General features: G+C 40.5%; 17 protein-coding genes and 1 tRNA gene. 6 read left to right on the top strand and 12 right to left on the bottom strand.

The genetic code is table 11. From position 1 onward, the window contains the following. Window positions 1-92: 92 nt before the first annotated feature. The 3 genes from PluTT01m_RS14790 to PluTT01m_RS14780 all read right to left on the bottom strand — a co-directional run bounded on the left by PluTT01m_RS14790 (window position 93) and on the right by PluTT01m_RS14780 (window position 2,244). Window positions 93-169 (bottom strand) — tRNA-Pro (locus tag PluTT01m_RS14790). Window positions 170-244: 75 nt separating this feature from the next. Then, window positions 245-1,984, bottom strand: coding sequence for an LPS biosynthesis-modulating metalloenzyme YejM (gene yejM, locus PluTT01m_RS14785; protein ID WP_011147092.1), 1,740 nt, complete (start codon window positions 1,982-1,984; stop codon window positions 245-247). Between the two features lie 32 nt (window positions 1,985-2,016). Then, window positions 2,017-2,244 carry a YejL family protein gene (locus tag PluTT01m_RS14780; protein WP_011147091.1) on the bottom strand — a complete coding sequence of 76 codons (228 nt, stop codon included), beginning with the start codon at window positions 2,242-2,244 and terminating at the stop codon, window positions 2,017-2,019. A gap of 271 nt (window positions 2,245-2,515) precedes the next feature. Between PluTT01m_RS14780 and yejK the strand changes: the two genes are divergently transcribed. Beyond that, window positions 2,516-3,520, top strand: coding sequence for a nucleoid-associated protein YejK (yejK, locus tag PluTT01m_RS14775; RefSeq protein ID WP_011147090.1), 1,005 nt, complete (start codon window positions 2,516-2,518; stop codon window positions 3,518-3,520). Window positions 3,521-3,592: 72 nt separating this feature from the next. Here the strand turns inward: yejK and rplY are convergent, their stop codons facing one another. Next, window positions 3,593-3,877, bottom strand: a complete 285-nt coding sequence (gene rplY / locus PluTT01m_RS14770) for a 50S ribosomal protein L25 (RefSeq protein ID WP_011147089.1) — start codon at window positions 3,875-3,877, stop codon at window positions 3,593-3,595. A gap of 158 nt (window positions 3,878-4,035) precedes the next feature. Further along, a complete protein-coding gene (gene radD, locus PluTT01m_RS14765) occupies window positions 4,036-5,793 on the bottom strand; it encodes a DNA repair helicase RadD (RefSeq protein ID WP_011147088.1) in 1,758 nt (585 codons plus the stop codon). A 289-nt stretch (window positions 5,794-6,082) separates the two neighbouring features. On the opposite strand from radD, the gene rsuA reads away from it, so the two are divergent. From rsuA to PluTT01m_RS14750, 3 genes are all read left to right on the top strand, one after another. Further along, a complete protein-coding gene (gene rsuA / locus PluTT01m_RS14760; RefSeq protein WP_011147087.1) occupies window positions 6,083-6,784 on the top strand; it encodes a 16S rRNA pseudouridine(516) synthase RsuA in 702 nt (233 codons plus the stop codon). Window positions 6,785-6,827: 43 nt separating this feature from the next. Beyond that, a complete protein-coding gene (locus PluTT01m_RS14755) occupies window positions 6,828-8,012 on the top strand; it encodes a Bcr/CflA family multidrug efflux MFS transporter (protein WP_011147086.1) in 1,185 nt (394 codons plus the stop codon). Window positions 8,013-9,111: 1,099 nt separating this feature from the next. After that, a complete protein-coding gene (locus PluTT01m_RS14750) occupies window positions 9,112-9,456 on the top strand; it encodes a YejG family protein (protein WP_011147085.1) in 345 nt (114 codons plus the stop codon). 211 nt (window positions 9,457-9,667) lie between these two features. On the opposite strand, the gene mepS is transcribed toward PluTT01m_RS14750, so the two are convergent. Both mepS and PluTT01m_RS14740 read right to left on the bottom strand, forming a co-directional pair. Continuing rightward, window positions 9,668-10,258, bottom strand: a complete 591-nt coding sequence (gene mepS, locus PluTT01m_RS14745) for a bifunctional murein DD-endopeptidase/murein LD-carboxypeptidase (RefSeq protein ID WP_011147084.1) — start codon at window positions 10,256-10,258, stop codon at window positions 9,668-9,670. Between the two features lie 348 nt (window positions 10,259-10,606). Continuing rightward, window positions 10,607-11,311 (bottom strand): phosphatase PAP2 family protein, encoded by a 705-nt coding sequence (locus tag PluTT01m_RS14740; protein WP_011147083.1) that lies wholly within the window; start codon window positions 11,309-11,311, stop codon window positions 10,607-10,609. Between the two features lie 405 nt (window positions 11,312-11,716). Between PluTT01m_RS14740 and PluTT01m_RS14735 the strand changes: the two genes are divergently transcribed. Beyond that, window positions 11,717-12,061 carry a YmdA family protein gene (locus PluTT01m_RS14735; protein ID WP_232507864.1) on the top strand — a complete coding sequence of 115 codons (345 nt, stop codon included), beginning with the start codon at window positions 11,717-11,719 and terminating at the stop codon, window positions 12,059-12,061. Window positions 12,062-12,411: 350 nt separating this feature from the next. Here PluTT01m_RS14735 and yeiP read toward each other — a convergent pair whose 3' ends face one another. The 3 genes from yeiP to PluTT01m_RS14720 all read right to left on the bottom strand — a co-directional run bounded on the left by yeiP (window position 12,412) and on the right by PluTT01m_RS14720 (window position 14,911). Next, the gene (gene yeiP, locus PluTT01m_RS14730) at window positions 12,412-12,984 is read right to left on the bottom strand and encodes an elongation factor P-like protein YeiP (RefSeq protein ID WP_011147081.1); all 573 of its coding nucleotides are present in this window, start codon (window positions 12,982-12,984) and stop codon (window positions 12,412-12,414) included. A gap of 132 nt (window positions 12,985-13,116) precedes the next feature. Continuing rightward, entirely contained in the window at window positions 13,117-14,376 is a 1,260-nt protein-coding gene (mtr, locus tag PluTT01m_RS14725; RefSeq protein WP_011147080.1) for a tryptophan permease, read from the bottom strand. 115 nt (window positions 14,377-14,491) lie between these two features. Further along, window positions 14,492-14,911, bottom strand: coding sequence for a nucleotide triphosphate diphosphatase NUDT15 (locus PluTT01m_RS14720; RefSeq protein WP_011147079.1), 420 nt, complete (start codon window positions 14,909-14,911; stop codon window positions 14,492-14,494). Between the two features lie 204 nt (window positions 14,912-15,115). Here PluTT01m_RS14720 and fruK point away from each other — a divergent pair, with 204 nt between their 5' ends. After that, on the top strand, window positions 15,116-16,054 hold the full coding sequence (gene fruK, locus PluTT01m_RS14715; protein WP_011147078.1) for a 1-phosphofructokinase: 939 nt from the start codon (window positions 15,116-15,118) through the stop codon (window positions 16,052-16,054). A gap of 19 nt (window positions 16,055-16,073) precedes the next feature. On the opposite strand, the gene nfo is transcribed toward fruK, so the two are convergent. Beyond that, window positions 16,074-16,916 carry a deoxyribonuclease IV gene (gene nfo, locus PluTT01m_RS14710; protein ID WP_011147077.1) on the bottom strand — a complete coding sequence of 281 codons (843 nt, stop codon included), beginning with the start codon at window positions 16,914-16,916 and terminating at the stop codon, window positions 16,074-16,076. A 122-nt stretch (window positions 16,917-17,038) separates the two neighbouring features. After that, complete coding sequence (locus tag PluTT01m_RS14705) at window positions 17,039-18,121, bottom strand: YeiH family protein (protein WP_011147076.1); 1,083 nt, start codon at window positions 18,119-18,121, stop codon at window positions 17,039-17,041. Between the last annotated feature and the right edge of the window lie 48 nt (window positions 18,122-18,169).

The raw sequence follows: 18,169 nt of genomic DNA, 5'->3' as shown, positions 1-18,169 counted from the left end.
GGGTTTTACCAGAGTTTTACCAAAATTTTACCAGAGCCAAATCCCAGCCATAAAAAAACCAACCCTAACAGGTTGGTTTTTCTGGGGAAATTTGGTCGGCATGAGAGGATTTGAACCTCCGACCCCCGACACCCCATGACGGTGCGCTACCAAGCTGCGCTACATGCCGATAATTCGTATTATACTACTGATTTTTTATCTAAAAGCAAGTACTGAATTTTGTGACCGATTGATTTTTAAGCATTTAGTTGGCTATAAAATGTTTAACCTCGGTTAGTATCTGTAACAGTTGTGCTAGATTGGGTTTAGCATCTTTGATTTCGTTGCCTTCCAGGTCATATAGGTGGTAGTTGCCATTTTTATCCAAGAACAGGGTATTTTCGCTGGTTGTAATGATCAGGGAACCATCATCACCGGTAATCACCCACGGATTATCACGTTGTGCCGCGAATAGATCTTGGCCTTGAGAATAATCAGCAGGAGTATTGCTGACGTGCAACAAACGTTGCATTAATGTTGTCATGACGTCCTGATGACTTGTTAGTTTACTAATTGTCTGTGATGGTGTTCCTGGCCAATGAATTAGCAGCGGAACATGCATCTGAGCACGATTAAATTTGCCATTGTTTATCCATCTAGGGGGATGTGTCGTGGCGGTTTCACTATGTTCAGCGGTAATGACAATGACAGTATTGTTCAATGCATTTTTGTTTTTTAGTGTCTCTAGTACGGTATTAATCGGACCATCCAGAGCCGCAGCATTACCTACTGAATCTGCTTTATCTAAGCCACTTAGCCTCAAGAAGGAGAACCACGGAGCGTTAGTATTGGGTAAATTTAGCCATTGCTGCCATTGTTCTACCGTGAGTTGGTTGCTTTGGTTGACTTCAGTGGGCAGTGAGTAGTCGGAAAGTAATGCATGACGATAAAGCGGAGTACCAAACCCTACAGAAGAGAATAGGCCAAATTGATATCCCTGATGGGTCAGAGCATTAATCAAGGCTGATGATTTACGTCCAGCCAATATTCCATCCAGATAACCAGAAGAAATACCATAAAATAGCCCGAATAGGGCGGTATCATTTTGAATGCCAGTGCTGAAATGCTGATTGAACTGAATATTGGTTTCTCTGAAATGAGAGAGCGCAGGCATATTCTCGGTAATATCTCTATTATCCAGTTTATCAACGACTAGTATTAACAGGTTGTATCCGTTTCCTTTGTCCTGATAGGTCAGATCATTAAGTGGATATTCCACTGTTAGTGCCGCAGGATCACCTTGTTGCATAAGTCGGCGCTGATATTCTTGTTGATCGAGCAGACCATGTTTTTCAAGAAATTTACGTGCTGTCATTGGATAGGAGAGCGGCAGGTTAGAACGTTGCATGGTAATCGGGCGATAAAAATTAGCATCAGCCCAGATATACATCAAATGGGAAGCTAAAAAAGCCGAAATAAGGACAGCAGCCAGCGGCTTACCAAACCGTTGCCGATTCAGGCTGCGTAGTTTCTGCCAACTCCAGGTACCAAATAACATCTGTATCAGAAAAATGACTGGAATACAGATGAACATGAGTTGCCATTCTCGCGCCAGTTCCCCTTGATCAGGATTGATGACTAAATCCCAAACTAAAGGTGTAAGGTGAAGGTGGAAACGGTTGTATATGGCAATATCGAATATTAACAGCGTCAGCCCGGCTGTGGCGAAAATGGCTGAAAGAAACCTGAGTAGGCGCTGCGACATGGCAATAAATGTCAGTGGAAACAGAACCAGCAAATAAGCGGCAAAAACAATAAAACTAAAGTGCCCAAGCCAACTGGACAAAGCATAGACTCGGCCGAACAGTGAGCTCGGCCAGTCAGAAACAAACAGGTAACGGCTACCTAATCCAAGACTAAGCAGAATATTAAATAGGGCAAACCAATGCCCCCAGCTAATCATTTGGGAAACTTTTTCACGATAACGCTGACGGCTAGTCACCATATTTTGTTTACGTTGTAGTCTTAGTTAAAGAATTAATGGGCTTTATCTTCGTTTACCGAAGATTTAAGCGCGTGTGCAAACGAGTCAGCAATATGTCTGCGCTGTGCAGGCGATATACTCGTATTGATTAAATTTGTCACCATATTGCCCAGTACCATTAGAGAAAGGTCTGTCGGGGTACGGTTTCTTTCCAGAACACTGACGAGTTCTGTTAATAAACGTTCAACGTGTTCGTCACTGTAACGAGATGACTGTGGCATAGATTTAAACTTCCTGAACTAACAAAGCACATTATCTTACCGTATAGATGCGTGATTTTCTGCTCTTTTGTGGCAAATTAATTCACGGTTAAGATTATGTTGCAGTAATAGCCTATTTTTGGCAATTTTTTGATATCTGTCAGCAAATTATAGTTGATGGCAGATGATGAAACGTTATTTTCTTTTGGGGTTTTTTTATTGCAGTCGTTTGTTATCGGTGTTTGAATGCGTGTTTAAAAATGCGTGAAGTCAGCCGAAAGGAGTAGAAAGAATGAGTCTGCAAATAGACCAGATTGCCTTGCATCAATTAATCAAGCGTGATGAACAGACATTAGATGTCGTGTTGCGTGATTCTTTGCTCGCCACCGATCAAGTGGTGGAAGATATGATGGCTGAATTACACCGAGTATACAGCGCAAAAAGTAAAGCTTACGGCTTATTTAATGAAGAGAGTGAATTGGCAGAAGCACTCAGACATCAGCGTAAAGGTGATGAAGATTTTCTTGGGTTCAGTCGGGCAGCAACGGCACGTCTGAGGGATGAACTGGCGAAATATCCGTTTGCTGAGGGAGGGACGGTCCTGTTTTGTCAGTATCGCTATCTGGCGGTAGAGTATTTATTGATTGCTGTGCTTAATAGCTGTAACAGTATGTCTGTTAACGATAATCTGGATTTAAATACTACGCATTATCTGGATATTCCTCATGCAGATATTGTTGCTCGTATAGATTTGACGGAGTGGGAAACTAATCCTGAATCAAGCCGTTATTTAACATTCCTGAAAGGGCGAGTAGGGCGTAAAGTTTCAGATTTCTTTATGGATTTTCTCGCTGCTAGTGAAGGTATGAATGCTAAAGTTCAGAATAAAGGCTTGCTACAAGCCGTTGATGATTATTGTGAATCTGGTGAGCTTAATAAGGATGAGCGTCAAGCGTATCGCCAGCAAGTATATAACTATTGTAATGAACAATTGCAGGCAGGAGAGGAAATTGAAATTAAGGCGTTGTCTCAGGCATTACCTACATTTGGAGAGCAGAATTTTCAGCAGTTTTCTCAAGAGCAGGAATATGAACTGGAAGAGAGTTTCCCGGCGGATCGCAGTACGTTGCGTCAACTGACTAAATTTGCCGGCAGTGGCGGCGGATTAACAATCAATTTTGATGCGATGTTATTTGGTGAAAGAATTTTCTGGGATCCGGCAACGGATACTTTAACCATTAAAGGCACGCCCCCAAATTTACGTGACCAGTTACAGCGCCGTAGCAGTGGTCATTGAGGCTAAAAAATAAATAACGCCGCAAATGCGGCGTTATTTACTCGGCGTCCCGAAAAGCTCGGCTGTGGCTAATTAAGCACGCAGGAAGTCAATGTGTGCCAGTTTTGGTTTAAACGGATGGCGCTGTACAGCCTGCACTTTAACTTTAGTCTCTTTACCGTCGATAACCAGGGTCAGAACATCGCTATAAAATTCAGCTTTTTGTTCCATGTTGATAACCTGATCGTGATCCAGTTCAATAGAAACTAGCTCTTGGTTGCCACCGTATACGATAGCTGGAAACTTGTTAGCTCTACGCAGGCGGCGGCTCGCACCTTTGCCCTGCTCTTTACGTACTTCTGCATTAATAGTAAACATTATTTTTTCTCTTTAAGAAGAAAATAAATCCTGCTACAGGCGACCCAGCAGCAGGTTCGAGATTTGGCTTAACATTTAACATAGAGCTAGTGTCAAGCGGGCGGCATTCTAGCGAAAAATGGCGGTTACAGCAAATGGAATAGGCCAATCTGAATCTATTAGTACAATTCGTCTGCTCGTCGGAAACGTCCTTGGTAATCAAAGATTTTTTCACGAATCTGCCAGAATCGACCTTTTTTACGGGCGACAACAAAATCTGGATGGCGTAATAAAGGTTGCTGGTGAACGATATCTGAGGCGGTTTTCCAGTTAAAAGGTATCGCTGAGGCACGTTGATGCTGACGAAGAAATTGGTGCTCAAAGGCTAGCCGCTGGGCCGGTGTTGTAAGCCGAAAGCGTTCCGAAACATCAGCGCCATCTTCATCGTAATAGATAATTTTCAGCCATTCGCCTTTACTGTCAGTTTCAGGGATGAGTTGCATGCCACCACAACGCAGTACCAGTGCATCTTTGAGCTTCAATGCGGCTTTCAACATATCGTCGGGATCGACCAGCACCTCTTGGCAACTGTGGCAACGCCGCGCTGCAATATCATTTTCTGCATTGCAATGAGGGCAGAGTTTAAAACGAAAGCGGAACTCACATTGACGGCGTTTGCCATATTGATCGTTTTCCCAACCCTGACAGCGGCGGCCAAAGTGCTCAATAATTTCACCGTCGGAGGTGCATTTTCCCCAAAATATATTAGCGAAGTTACAGATAGGGCAGAATACTTGAACCGGTTGGCTCTGTTTATCCGGTTTATTGCTGCCAACTTCTGGTGTGTAGAGATCGTGAGGATTTCCTGCATAATCGAGAATCAGGCAATCTTTTTTGCCGGGAAATAATCGTAAACCACGACCGATAATTTGCTGATATAAACTAACGGATTCAGTAGGACGCAGAATGGCTATCAGATCAACATGGGGGGCATCAAATCCAGTTGTCAATACGGCGACGTTAACCATATAGCGCAATCGCTGAGTTTTAAAGGCTTCGATAAACCGATCACGATCCGCAGTTGATGTATCAGCACTGACTAATGCGGCTTGGCCGGGAGGGAGTAATTGAAAAATCTCTTTGGCATGTTCGACAGTTGCAGCAAAAAGCATAACCCCTTTGCGGTCAGCGGAATATTCAATGATTTGTCTGATAATGTGAGGTGTGATGCGTTTTTGTCGTTTGATTTCGTGGTTTAAATCAGTGTCATTGAAGATGCTTTGCTGACTGGAGCGAACTTGGCTGAAATCATATTGCATAACGGGCATATCTAGCCGTTTTGGCGGGATCAGGAAACCGTGTTTAATCATATAACGCAGGGGCAATTCATAGATGCAATCACGGAAAAAACAGCTTTCATCACCACGGGTCATGCCGTGATAGTGATAGTGATATATCCAGCCGATAGCCAGTCTGTAAGGTGTTGCTGTTAAGCCAAGAATACGTAGTTGTGGGTTATTTTGCCGAAGGTGATGAATAATTTGCTGGTACTGGCTGTTTTCATCATCACTGATACGGTGGCATTCATCAATTATCAGCAAAGAGAATTGATTATCAAAATGTTCAAGATTACGGGCGACAGATTGCACGCTACCAAACACGACTTTTCCTGCACTTTGTTTTTGCTGCAATCCTGCGGAAAAAATATCTGCTGGTAAACCGTATGCGCAGTATTTGCTGTAATTCTGTGCAACTAATTCTTTTACATGAGCCAATACTAATACTTTCCCACGAGCTAATTTTGCCAGTTCAGCAATAACTAGGCTTTTACCTGCTCCAGTTGGTAATACAATGACTGCGGGTTCATGATGGTGCCGGAAATGATTAACGGTGGCATCCACGGCTTCTTGCTGATAGGGACGTAAAGTAAAAGTCATAATCGTTTCGTAACCGAAAAATATTCGCAAAAGAGTAACATTTTTCTTATCAATTTTCTGTGGACGGAGGTCAAAGTCAGATAATTATCTGATTGAGTGAAACTATGACTGGTTATAATAAATAGATAATTGTTGTTTATAGTAAACATAGTTATGATTAGCTTTGAAATCTTTTGGACTCATTTCATATCTTCTTTTTTGGTGGCTCTGTGTTGTAGTGCCGAGGTAGTGCCAAAATAGTAGTGGATCACGTTCACTTTTAAATTAATTAATACAGGTGTCTTCATCCATGCGATTGGATAAATTTTTGTCACAACAGCTTGGTATCAGCCGGAATGACGTAGGGCGCGAGTTGCGTGCGGGACGCATCACTGTTGATGATGAGATTGTAAAAACCGGAGCTTATAAATTAACTCCAGAGCAACAGGTCATGTTTGATGGTTCATTATTGGAACAGCAACAAGGGCCTCGTTATTTTATGCTAAATAAACCACAGGGGTATGTTTGTTCCACCGATGATCCGATAAATCCAACGGTGCTCTATTTTATTGATGAGCCGGCAGCGCATAAATTGCATACGGCGGGTAGGTTGGATATGGATACCACTGGTCTGGTTTTGCTAACCGATGATGGTCAATGGTCTCATCGTATTACTTCCCCAAAACATCATTGTAAAAAAACCTATCTAGTCACACTTGAATGTCCAGTTGCAGCAGAGACGGCAGATAAATTTCTTGCAGGTGTGCAACTTAATGGTGAAAAAACAGTGACAAAACCCGCCCAGCTAGAAATTCTGGAGCCGCAAATAGCCCGTCTGACGATTAGTGAAGGGCGTTACCATCAGGTAAAACGCATGTTTGCAGCGGTAGGTAATCGGGTAACCGCGCTTCATCGTGAGCGAATCGGTGAAATCATCTTAGCTCCTGAATTGGAGCCAGGCGAGTACCGATCATTAACCGAGCAAGAAATTGCCAGTGTCACTTTTCTTTAATTTTGGTTTTAGTTAATTATTTTAAATTATTGGAGCAATATACGTGCAACAACAACGATCATCCTATTTGGGACTGATTCTAATCCTTGGGCTACTTTCTATGTTAATGCCCCTTGCCATTGATATGTATTTGCCGAGTTTGCCGACTGTTGCCGAGGATTTCGGTGTAGATAGCGGACAGGTTCAGATGACGCTGAGCAGTTATATTCTCGGTTTTGCTATCGGTCAGATGGTATATGGCCCAATGGCTGACAGTTTGGGGCGTAAGCCGGTTATTCTAGGTGGGGTTACTGTATTTGCCTTGGCTTCAGCTGCGTGTGCAATGGTTCAGAATATCGATGATTTTATTTATATGCGCTTTTTGCATGGATTCTCCGCCGCCGCAGCGGGTGTTGTCATTAATGCGCTAATGCGAGATCTGTTCACCAAAGATGAATTCTCGCGTAGCATGTCTTTTGTGATATTGGTAATGACCATTGCCCCATTAATTGCTCCAATTCTTGGTGGCATGATAATGATTTGGTTCACATGGCATGCGATTTTCTGGAGTATTGCGGTGACGTCTGTTATTACTGTATTCCTTGTCGCTTTCTTTATAAGAGAAACTTTACCAAAAGAAAAAAGACAAAAATTTCATCTTCGTACAACCGTAAGCCAGTTTATTATGTTATTTCGCCAGCGTCGTGTATTTTGCTACATGCTTGCCAGCGGTTTTTCATTTGCGGGAATGTTCTCTTTTCTCAGTGCAGGGCCATTTGTTTATATTGAGTTAAATGGTGTTTCGCCTCAGCACTTTGGTTATTACTTTGCGCTTAACATCGTATTTCTGTTTGTGATGACGACAATCAATAGTCGCTATGTCCGGCGCTTTGGTGCGTTGAAGATGATGTATTTTGGTTTGAGTGTGCAGTTTATGATGGGGATCTGGTTGTTACTGTCTACCGCCCTCGATTTTGGCTTTACTGCTCTGGTCATCGGTGTTGCAGCTTATGTATGTGGTATCGCAATGATTACATCCAATGTTATGGCCGTGGTTTTAGATGATTATCCACATATGGCCGGAACGGTGTCTTCATTGGCAGGTACCGTTCGTTTTGGTATTAGTGCTTTGGTTGGTATATTACTTGCCATGTTACCTGCACGTAATGCCTGGCCAATGGTTGGTTCTATGGTTTTATCTGTTATTTTGGCTGTATTGCTTATTATATACGCAAAAAAGAGGCGATAAGTAAAAACAGAAGGCTGTTTTCATGTGCAGCCTTTTCCTTAAAGAGAAAATTAGGGTAAGCGAAAAATATTTTTGATGATGTTGTCTGGTTATAATTTTATATGAGATTGTTGAAGAGTTTTTTTATTCTAAAATATATATCTACTTTCGTTGATATATTCTTGATTGACAGAGGTAAGATTTAATATTATTTATTAAAGATAACCCATTAGAACAGAAAATTGTGCTATTTTTTGTTATTCTAAGATTTGCCATTAAGTAACGAGGTTGTAATAGTTTGGTGGTATTAGCTGCATTTTTTGTATTACTAACATTATCATTAAAAACGATAATGTTAGTAAAGAGAATATTTTCCCTGAATGTTCAGGGAAATTGAATAATGGGTTATGCATAATAGCTATACCCTATGGATTTCAAGATGCATCGCGGCGGCAAGGGTGCGAGTGCAGCCAACAAAGAAGCAACTTGAAAGATGACGGGTATATATGATGATGATATTGATCTATTTATGGCAAGGTGAAACTGTTGTTGCTTCATTATTTTTTTATTATTACTGTTGCGTATTTGTTGATTTTTATTTTCTTGTTGAGCTGAGCAGCTAACTTTCTACTATAAGGAAATTCCGAAATGTTTTGCAATGTGAATGAATTGTTATTGATGCATTGATAGTGATTATAAGTAATTGTTGTATTTTTGTTAAATTAAAAAATATTAAATGGCGTTATCATTAGGTTGTTATTAATTATACCTTATAAAACACATTGTTATCTATTTGTTTTTACAGTTCTTATTTGATTTTTATGTTAAAGTGTTGAGTTGAAAAAATAAAATATGTAAACAATCATTAAACATAAAGTTGGATTTTTGCATAAAAATTAGTTGAGTTTTCTTTAAAAAAAGTATAAATATATGAGAAATGAGAGATTGATCTCACTTTTTCTAAGGTGAAATTTGGAATTAATGTAATACTATAAACACAAATTTAACTTTTCGTTTACTTTTTTTGGGGGTTAGTTATTCGGTTTTGGCGAGTAGAACACCTGAAGATAGCCGCTAACTTTAACTTTTGTATCTATGTTCTTTCAGGTAGGAATGATTCGTGAATAATATTCAGCTTTCGGTAGTACATCGGCTGCCGCAAAGTTACAAGTGGTCACCCGGTTTTGTGGGTATCAAAGTTGAGCCGCTTCCGGTTGATGAAGTGAATGCAGAAAGCAGCCTGATGGGGTTGAAGTTACTCAGCCACGAAGACGGGGCTGCGTGGAATGTTATGCAAAAATTACAGCAATCGCTTGCTGATATGCAAATTGGAAGCACTGTGATTGAGTTGGAAGGTCAACCGTGCTTATTTATTAATAGTGAAGATGAAAGTGCGGTTATGTGTCGTTTGAAGACACTTGGCGCTGCCATTGCTGAAAAGATAACTGCGCTTTATCCATTTTGATATATCCCCTATGGATTTCAAGTTGCTTCGCGACGGCAAGGGAACGAATCCCCGGGAGCATAGATAACTATGTGACCGGGGTGAGTGAGTGCCGCCAACAAAGAGGCAGCTTGAAAGATGACGGGTATAAACGCGAAAAGCGCTTCCTTTGATGGAGGCGCTTTTTTGTGGGCAAGGGAAAAATTTTCAGCTTTTAGCCGTTAGGCATTTTTTAGCCATTAGGCACAATGCTATTACTGATGACTCGGCGACCGCTATAATAACGTTTGCTCCAGTATGTGCTGCTTAATCTGGAAACGATTACACCATTGCTAGTAGAGGCGTGAACAAATTGGTCATTGCCAACATAGATGCCAATATGCCTGGTACGGGCACCTGTCTTAAATAAAACTAAATCGCCAGGGCGTAATCTTGAACGGTCAATTTTTTTGCCAATATTCTGTTGTTCAAATGTTGAACGCGGCAGTTCCATACCAAACTGGTCACGGAAAGTACGTTGAACAAAGCCAGAACAATCTATACCGCGTTTAGTAACGCCACCGAGTCGATAGGCAACCCCTTTCCAGCCATTGTATTGGCTAAGAATTTTAGATTTTATGTCCAGATTGCGAACGAGTGCTTCGAATTCATCCTGAGACGCTTGAAGTAAGAAGCCGTTCTTACCGTTTACTGCATGCGTATCAGTTTGTGTGTTACGAAACCTTGATGAATCTGGTGAGCTGCACGCGGATAAGGTGATCGCTACGAACAGCGCGGGTATCAGCCGCGTAATGTATCTCAGTGCCGGTTGAGACTTGACCATTATTTTTGTTTTCCCTTGCTATCCTTACCTTAGTTGGTCGCTATTATTGAAAAATATCAAACACTTCAAAGCCTGGTGTTAGAAAAAACAATGAGTAAACAACGCGCTTAGTAAAAAAACGCGTCTGATGCCACGTTTTATAACGATATTTACAATAAATGTTATTCAGCTTGAGAGTACAGAAACAATCAGGAAAAGGCGAGTATTTAATGACATAATTTACAAAAAATTAGATTTCTAAGTAGGAGAGATCAGGTGTGTTGCTAATTTATGTGGGTTTTATGAACTATTGGGAAGGTTAAATACCTTCCCGATATGATTCAGTAAAAAGAGTTTATGGAAAAGATCTTAAATTGGGCGACCAATTTGCGGCAGATTCTTATCCAGCCAGTTAATCATTATGTCACTTAATGGTGTTAATAGTAGCCAACTTGTTCCGATGAGTATCAGAGATAAAGAACCGACTGCAATATCAGTAAACCAGTGAGCGCCTGCCATTATGCGAGGTAACGCAAATATTACCATAATGAGTAATGCAATACAGAATGCTCTGCCTGAAATATATCGAAGAATAAAGCAGCTGAAAATCAGGAGCATTAATCCGTGATCACCTGGAAAGCTATCGCTTGATGCATCTTTTGTTACCAGATTGGTCATTTCGCTAATACGATTGATATGATCGAAGGTTAATGTTGGGCTTGGACGGACAACAGGGAGTAGGTGACCGATTTGGTTAAGTATAACTGCGCTTATTATCATGACCAAACCAATCATGAATAATCTGCGTTTGCCATCGTAATTCTGTTTACGAAAAGCGTTGTAATACAGCAATCCCATACATAAAAGTGAAATGACATCGAAGGCCCTGATATTCACAAATGCTACAAATTCTGTGAATGTTGAGCCTGATGTTAATTTCTCATTAAAGAAGTAGAAGATTGCAGAGTCGATCTTGAGCCAGAAACCATGATGCTCTGGTAAATACCAGGAGAGAAATAAAGTGATCCCTAACAGGTTCAGTATAAATATGGCAAATGGGTGACTGCGTGTCATGGGAGACCTATTTGTTAAAAATAAGATAAGTGGTAACTAAACTTACAATTATGTAGGTTAATATAACAAATATTGAGTAATAATGTCACCGCTCTTAATCATAAGTTAATTTGTTGTTTTTTTATCTACTTTTTTGTGCTTTTCCTGCATTTTTTTATTTACTTTGGTAACTATTCCTGCCCAATTCTATGGATTTTATTGAGTGATATTGGGGTGTTTAAGGTTGTAAATTCTTAATTTATTGAGAATTACTTCTGATAATTCTAATATTATAAGATATAAATATCTTAATCAGTTTTAATCGCTAAAAATCATAAATAAACAATGAAAATAGCCGTTACCAATATATAGACTCATAAATTTTTCCGATTTCTAGATTGATTTCATTTTTGGAAATTGCAGCGAATGATGCTGTTTTATGGTGGAGGCTGTATGTCTATGTTTCGGGTTATAATGGGTTGTTTTTTTCTGATGATTTCTGGTCTTGTCAATAGTGAGCCAGAAACAGCATCAAATACAGGGGTTATTCGCTTTTCTGGTGCGATCGTTGAATCACCGTGTCGTTTTGATTGGCGTGATAACTGGGCTGACACCACGTGTTGGCGAAAAGGACATAAGATTATCCAACGACGAAAGCTCGATTTGCAAAATGATATTTATTTTTATTTACCACACCAAATCGGTGTAACCGAGATTAAATGGATAAAAGGAAAAGAGAAAATTGGCGTTGTTACAATTTTCTATAATTGATGTTAAGAAAAATTTTATAGGTTATTTATTCAATGTTTAATTGAAGAAGCATCGGGGTTTTATCTGTCATTGCTAAAATGAATGAGTGACAGAGTTATATTTTATTTGGGAGTTTAAATTATGCCCAAATGCTAATAGAAAGTAGCTGATTGATTTAATGAATGGAATAGGTGAAAAGTGAGTTACCCTGTTTTATACCCGTCATCTTTCAAGTTGCCTCTTTGTTGGCTGCACTCACTCACCCCGGTCACATCGTTATCTATGCTCCCGGGGATTCGCTCCCTTGCCGTCGCGATGCATCTTGAAATCCATAAGGTATATACCGGGCAACTCAGAATTAGCTAATATTGTTAATCGCAACGTCCCATATAGCGGCGTTCTGCAATATGAATACGGATTCTTTCCCCGCTACTGATATATTCAGGTACTTGCACGGTGAGTCCGGTGCTCATTTTGGCCGGTTTTGTTCGTGCACTGGCTGAAGCGCCTTTAATTCCAGGGGCTGTTTCTTCAATAACCATATCGACTGTTTGTGGTAGTTCAAGGGCAATGACTTGTCCCTCTATTGTCAGAACTTGCATACCAGGCAGGCCACCTTCAGGAATAAATAATAACTCTTCTTCGATTTGTTCCTTTTTAAAGTGATAAGGTGTGAAATCTTCATCATCCATGAAAACATATTCATCACCATCAATGTAGGAAAAGTTAACGCTACGACGAGTTAGGCTGATCGTATCAAGGATATCATCGCCTTTGAAGCGTTCTTCCACTTTCTGACCGGTGCGGATATCAGTAAAGCGCATTTTATATAATGTGCTAGCTCCCCGGGCGCTTGGTGCTTGAATATCAATATCTTTAACCAGCAGTAACTTACCATTATAACTGACGGCGCTACCGCGTTTAATTTCGTTGGCTTTAGCCATATGTAACCTTCCATAAAACCATAAGAGAATAATCGGCGACAAAATTACTCGCAGTCAAGACATTAGGCAAGTAGGGATTAAAAAACCCCACTGTTTTTTTACATTGGGGTTGTAGTAAGAATGTTTTATATGTCAATGATACACAGGTAATAAATCAAGAGAGGACAAAATATGGGCTATAGCATTTATCAAACCAAACAGAATGACGAACCCAATGAGGAATTTCCCTCCTGGTGCTCGGTAACTGGCTTCAGGGAAGCGCTGGCGACTTGCCCTAGCCATCAGTGCTGGAATAATGACAGCCCAGATGGTTGCAGCGAATCCAGCAAAGCCAATGGCATATAGAAAACCATTGGGGAACAGTAAAGCTAGCGCTGTTGGCGGAATAAATGTCACTAATGCAGATGTTAACCGGCCGGTGTTGTTATCTTTAAAACCGAAGAAATCGGCTATGTAATCAAATAGCCCTAAAGAGACACCAAGAAATGAACTTGCTAATGCCATATAAGAGAAGGCATTTAGAAGCTGGTGAACGGTTTTGCTGTTTGTTGTATTATCCATGTGTTTTAATAAATCACCGATATTCCCGCCATCAGCAATAATCTGTTTGAATGCTTCGCGGGGAATATTTCCCTGAATGACATATTGCCATAGGATATAAATAGTTAATGCGATTAATGTACCTAATAACAGGCTGCGAATAACGGCTTTTCTATCTTTATGATAATATTTTACTAAACTTGGGATGTTACCGTGATATCCGAATGAAACGAGTAAATAGGGTAGAGCGGTTAAAGCGTAAGATATATAACTTGTTGCCGTGTCGTTTGATGTAGTATCCGTCTGATTAAACAAAATGACATATTTAACTTCGGTAAACATGCCGCCAACGGACATAAAAAAAGTAATAACCATACCGCCGATCAAAATTGTGCTCAAACGATCGACAGCTTGAGTCGATAACCAGACAATAAATGCAACGATAAAAGCGAAAATAAAGCCAGCATTTGCCTGTGATATCGAAATAATATTTTTAAAATTGTGGGCAATAATTGAGCCACCCGCTGAAATATAGGCGTAGGTTAATATATAAAGCACGAATGCAATAGAGATACCATTGATTGCATTCCATCCTTTACCGAGTAAATCTTTAGTCATGGTATGGAAGCTTGCACCTGATGGGTAGTTCAGGTTGGTTTCTAGTATCATCAAGCCGGAGAAATACATACACACCCATGTGTAAACCAGCAGAATAATTGAGCCAGTAAACCAGACACCGGAAGTTGCCACAGGAGTAGAGAACATTCCTGCACCGACAGCAGTTCCGGCAATGATCATTGCACCACCCAGTATGGGAGGGCGCTTTAAACTCTGGGGTGTCTCAGTGGACATATTAACTCCTACTGGTATATTGTTTCTTTGTACTAGCTTAAAGATACATTCTTGTCTATAGAGTGTAAATAGATGCCATAAAGGATTATTTGAAATTGAACTAACATAAGTTAGTTCATTCAGTAAGATAAAATTTATTTTCTTGCCACATTTTTATTGCATTCCGGCTAGCTTCAAAATGAGGTTCAGGAAGATTATTGGGATCGCACCACATAAATTGTTCACATTTTTCTGGTTCCATCAATTTTGGTTCACCACCTGGATGTTTTGCCAGTAAACATACTGAAATAGTATGTTTTCCTTCCTGTTGGTAAGTTTGAAGATTATTACAAATACCGTAGACCTTTGGTGATTGAATCGTCAGACCCGTTTCTTCTGCAATTTCACGGATTGCACATTGCTCAAAAGTTTCTCCGGCATCAACATGACCACCAAAGATTGACCAGTATGGAGCATGTTTACTGCTACGTTTTCCGAGTAATACTTGACCACATTCGTTCACAATAACCACACCAACACCCACAATGACAGACATTTTGTTTATTCCTTTCATTTAAATTTCAATAAATTAGCAATCTTTTTGAGAAAAATTCAATGCTATTCTTATCCGGAAACCAATTTAAGACAACGATCAATAAAGTACGGAATTTAACTGAAACGATTCAATTTTAGTGATATAAATAGAACTGAAAATTCATAGTAATGATGATTATTATCTATTTAGGAGACATCGGGCGAAATGAGCCGTAGAGTTGCCACTATCACCCTAAACCCTGCTTATGATTTGGTAGGATTGTGCCCGGAAATCGTCAAGGGAGCGATCAACCGAGTGCAAGCCGCTGGACTGCATGCTGCTGGTAAAGGCAATAATGTTGCTAAAGTTTTGCGTGACTTAGGTATTGATGTCACGGTGAGTGGTTTTTTGGGTAAGGAAAATCAGGAAGGATTTCAACAGTTCTTCAATGAAAATGGTATGGTAAATCGTTTTCATTTAGTACCAGGCAGAACACGGATTAATGTCAAATTGACAGAAGAAAGCGGAGAAGTGACAGACTTTAACTTCACTGGTTTTTATGTCGGTGAAGCTGAATGGTCGGGATTTGTTAATGATTCGCTTTCATGGCTTGGACAGTTTGATATGGTTGTTGTTAGTGGTAGCTTACCGGCTGGTGTCTCTGCTGAATCGTTTACTGACTGGATGACCTGTCTACGTCAGCTTTGTCCTTGCATTATTTTTGATAGCAGCCGTGAAGCATTGGTTGCAGGGTTAAAAGCATCCCCTTGGTTAGTGAAGCCGAATCGCCATGAGCTTGAAGTATGGGCGGGACGTCTGTTACCTGAGTTGTCCGATATCATCATAGCAGCACATCAACTTAGGGATCAGGGAATTGCTCATGTTGTCATATCCTTGGGTGAGCAGGGGGCATTATGGGTTAATGCGTCTGGAGCATGGTTGGCGAAACCACCACATTGTAAAGTCGTCAGCACTGTTGGGGCTGGTGATTCAATGGTTGGGGGCTTGGTTTATGGTTTGCTGATGCGGGAATCCAGTGAACATACGTTGCGATTGGCGACCGCTGTATCTGCACTTGCCGTTAGCCAGCCTAATGTGGGTATCAGCAATCGTCCTGAATTAGCTGCCATGATGGCCAAAGTTGAACTGATACCCGTTAGATAATGCGTTAATTAAAGAATCATTAATTTTGTTGTAATTTCAGCCAGGCAATTTCTTGCGGCCAAATATCTGGGTTTATTGTTTCAAGGATGAGTGGAATACCATCAAAACGAGCATCTTTCATAATATAACTGAAAGGTGTTTTACCAATATTTCCTTCTCCAAGGCTATGATGTCGGTCAACACGGCTGGCGAATTCACTTTTGGCATCATTTAAATGCATTCCGCATAAATATTGAAAGCCAACAATTTTTTCAAACTGTTGAAAAGTTTGTTCACAAACATCGTTTGTACGTAAATCGTAGCCAGCAGCAAAGGCGTGGCAGGTATCAATACAGACACCCACTCGGTTTTTATCTTCAACTCCATCAATAATTGCTGCCAGATGTTCAAATTTAAAACCCAGATTAGTGCCTTGGCCTGCCGTATTTTCGATAACAGCAGTGACTCTCTGGGTTTTATTGAGAGCAATATTGATAGATTCCGCAATACGCGCCAGGCATTTATCCACATCTACTTTATTGAGATGGCTGCCAGGATGGAAGTTCAATAAATCGATCCCTAATTGTTCGCAACGTTGCATCTCATCAATAAAAGCCAGTCGGGATTTTTCCAGAGCTTCACTTTCTGGATGGCCGAGATTAATCAGATAACTATCGTGAGGGAGAATTTGTCGGCTACCATATCCATAACGTTCACAGTTTTCTTTAAATTTATCGATAACGTCAGCGGCTAAATGTGGAGCATGCCACTGGCGCTGATTTTTTGTAAATAGGGCAAAGGCGGTAGCTTTTAGTTCGTGCGCCCGGATAACCGCTTGATCAACTCCGCCAGCCGCGCTGACATGTGCTCCAACAAATTTCATATTTTTCTCCTTCTTGCTTTCTTTACGTCATTATGGATTATGGCATTGTTCAATCGCTCAATGAATCTTAAGAACGGAAAAGTATATGTTGCTGAAATAAAATTTCTCCGAGTGGATTCTGATCAGCCAAACAGATGTTGAATGCCAAGATTTATTAAAAGACCGCCCGCCATCAGCCATACAAACAAAATGAGAGCTAATAAAATGGGTTTAAATCCGGCCTGACGGATGGCGCTCACATGAGTAGTTAAACCCAGTGCCCCCATTGCCATAGTAAGCATAATAGTATCAATATTAATCAGAGAATTAACTATTGCAGCAGGAAGTAAATTGAAAGAATTAAAACCCGCTATTGCAATAAAAATCACTGCAAACCAGGGGATAGTTATTGGTGTTTTCTCCTGATGGTTTCTGCCATTTTTAGTGTCGGCATGGTTAATATAACGGGATAATAACAACAGGAATGGTGCTAACATCATAACCCTGATCATTTTACTGATAACGGCTACGTTTTCCGTTTGATCGCTAATAGCATGCCCAACAGCAACAACTTGAGCAACTTCGTGAAGGGTGGAGCCAGTAAAGATGCCGAAAGTTTCCTGAGTAAGTGGTAACCACTGATAATGCTCATTGAGTTGATAAAACCACGGATAAATGAAAATAGCGATAGTGCCAAAGATGACAATTGTCGAGACCGCAACAGCAACTTTACTGGCAGGGGCATTCACTACTGGCTCTGTTGCCATAATAGCTGCTGCACCGCAGATACTGCTGCCGGCACCAATCAGTATTACTGTTTGCTGGTCTAATCCAAAGAGTGATTTGCCTAGCCAAATTGCAATAAAGAAAGTGGAAGACAACATAGCAGCATCAATCAGAAGGCCGGTAATGCCAACATCGGCAATTTGTTGAAATGTCAAACGGAAGCCATAAAGAATAATACCTGCCCGCAGAAGATAATGTTTTGAGAAATGAATACCCTCATCACAATAAGGTTTGAGTAAAGGATAGACAGTATTACCGACAATGATCCCTGCAAGGATCGCCAGTGTTAATGTACCCAGTCCCATATTAATAAACCACGGAATATTTCCGGCATAGATTGAAATTGCAGTAAGTATTGCCGCTAATATTAACCCAGGTATTAATTTCATACCGGGAATGGATGATTGTTTGCTGAATTTTTTGGCATGAATGTCAGACATAGATGTTTCTCACGTTGCTTATATGTTTTAAACATAAGCATATAGCAG

The organism is Photorhabdus laumondii subsp. laumondii (genome assembly GCF_003343245.1).
In the GTDB taxonomy this organism is placed as follows: Bacteria; Pseudomonadota; Gammaproteobacteria; order Enterobacterales; family Enterobacteriaceae; genus Photorhabdus; species Photorhabdus laumondii.
Note: the sequence above shows the minus strand (reverse complement) of the source record. Positions and strands in the feature narration are given on the sequence as shown.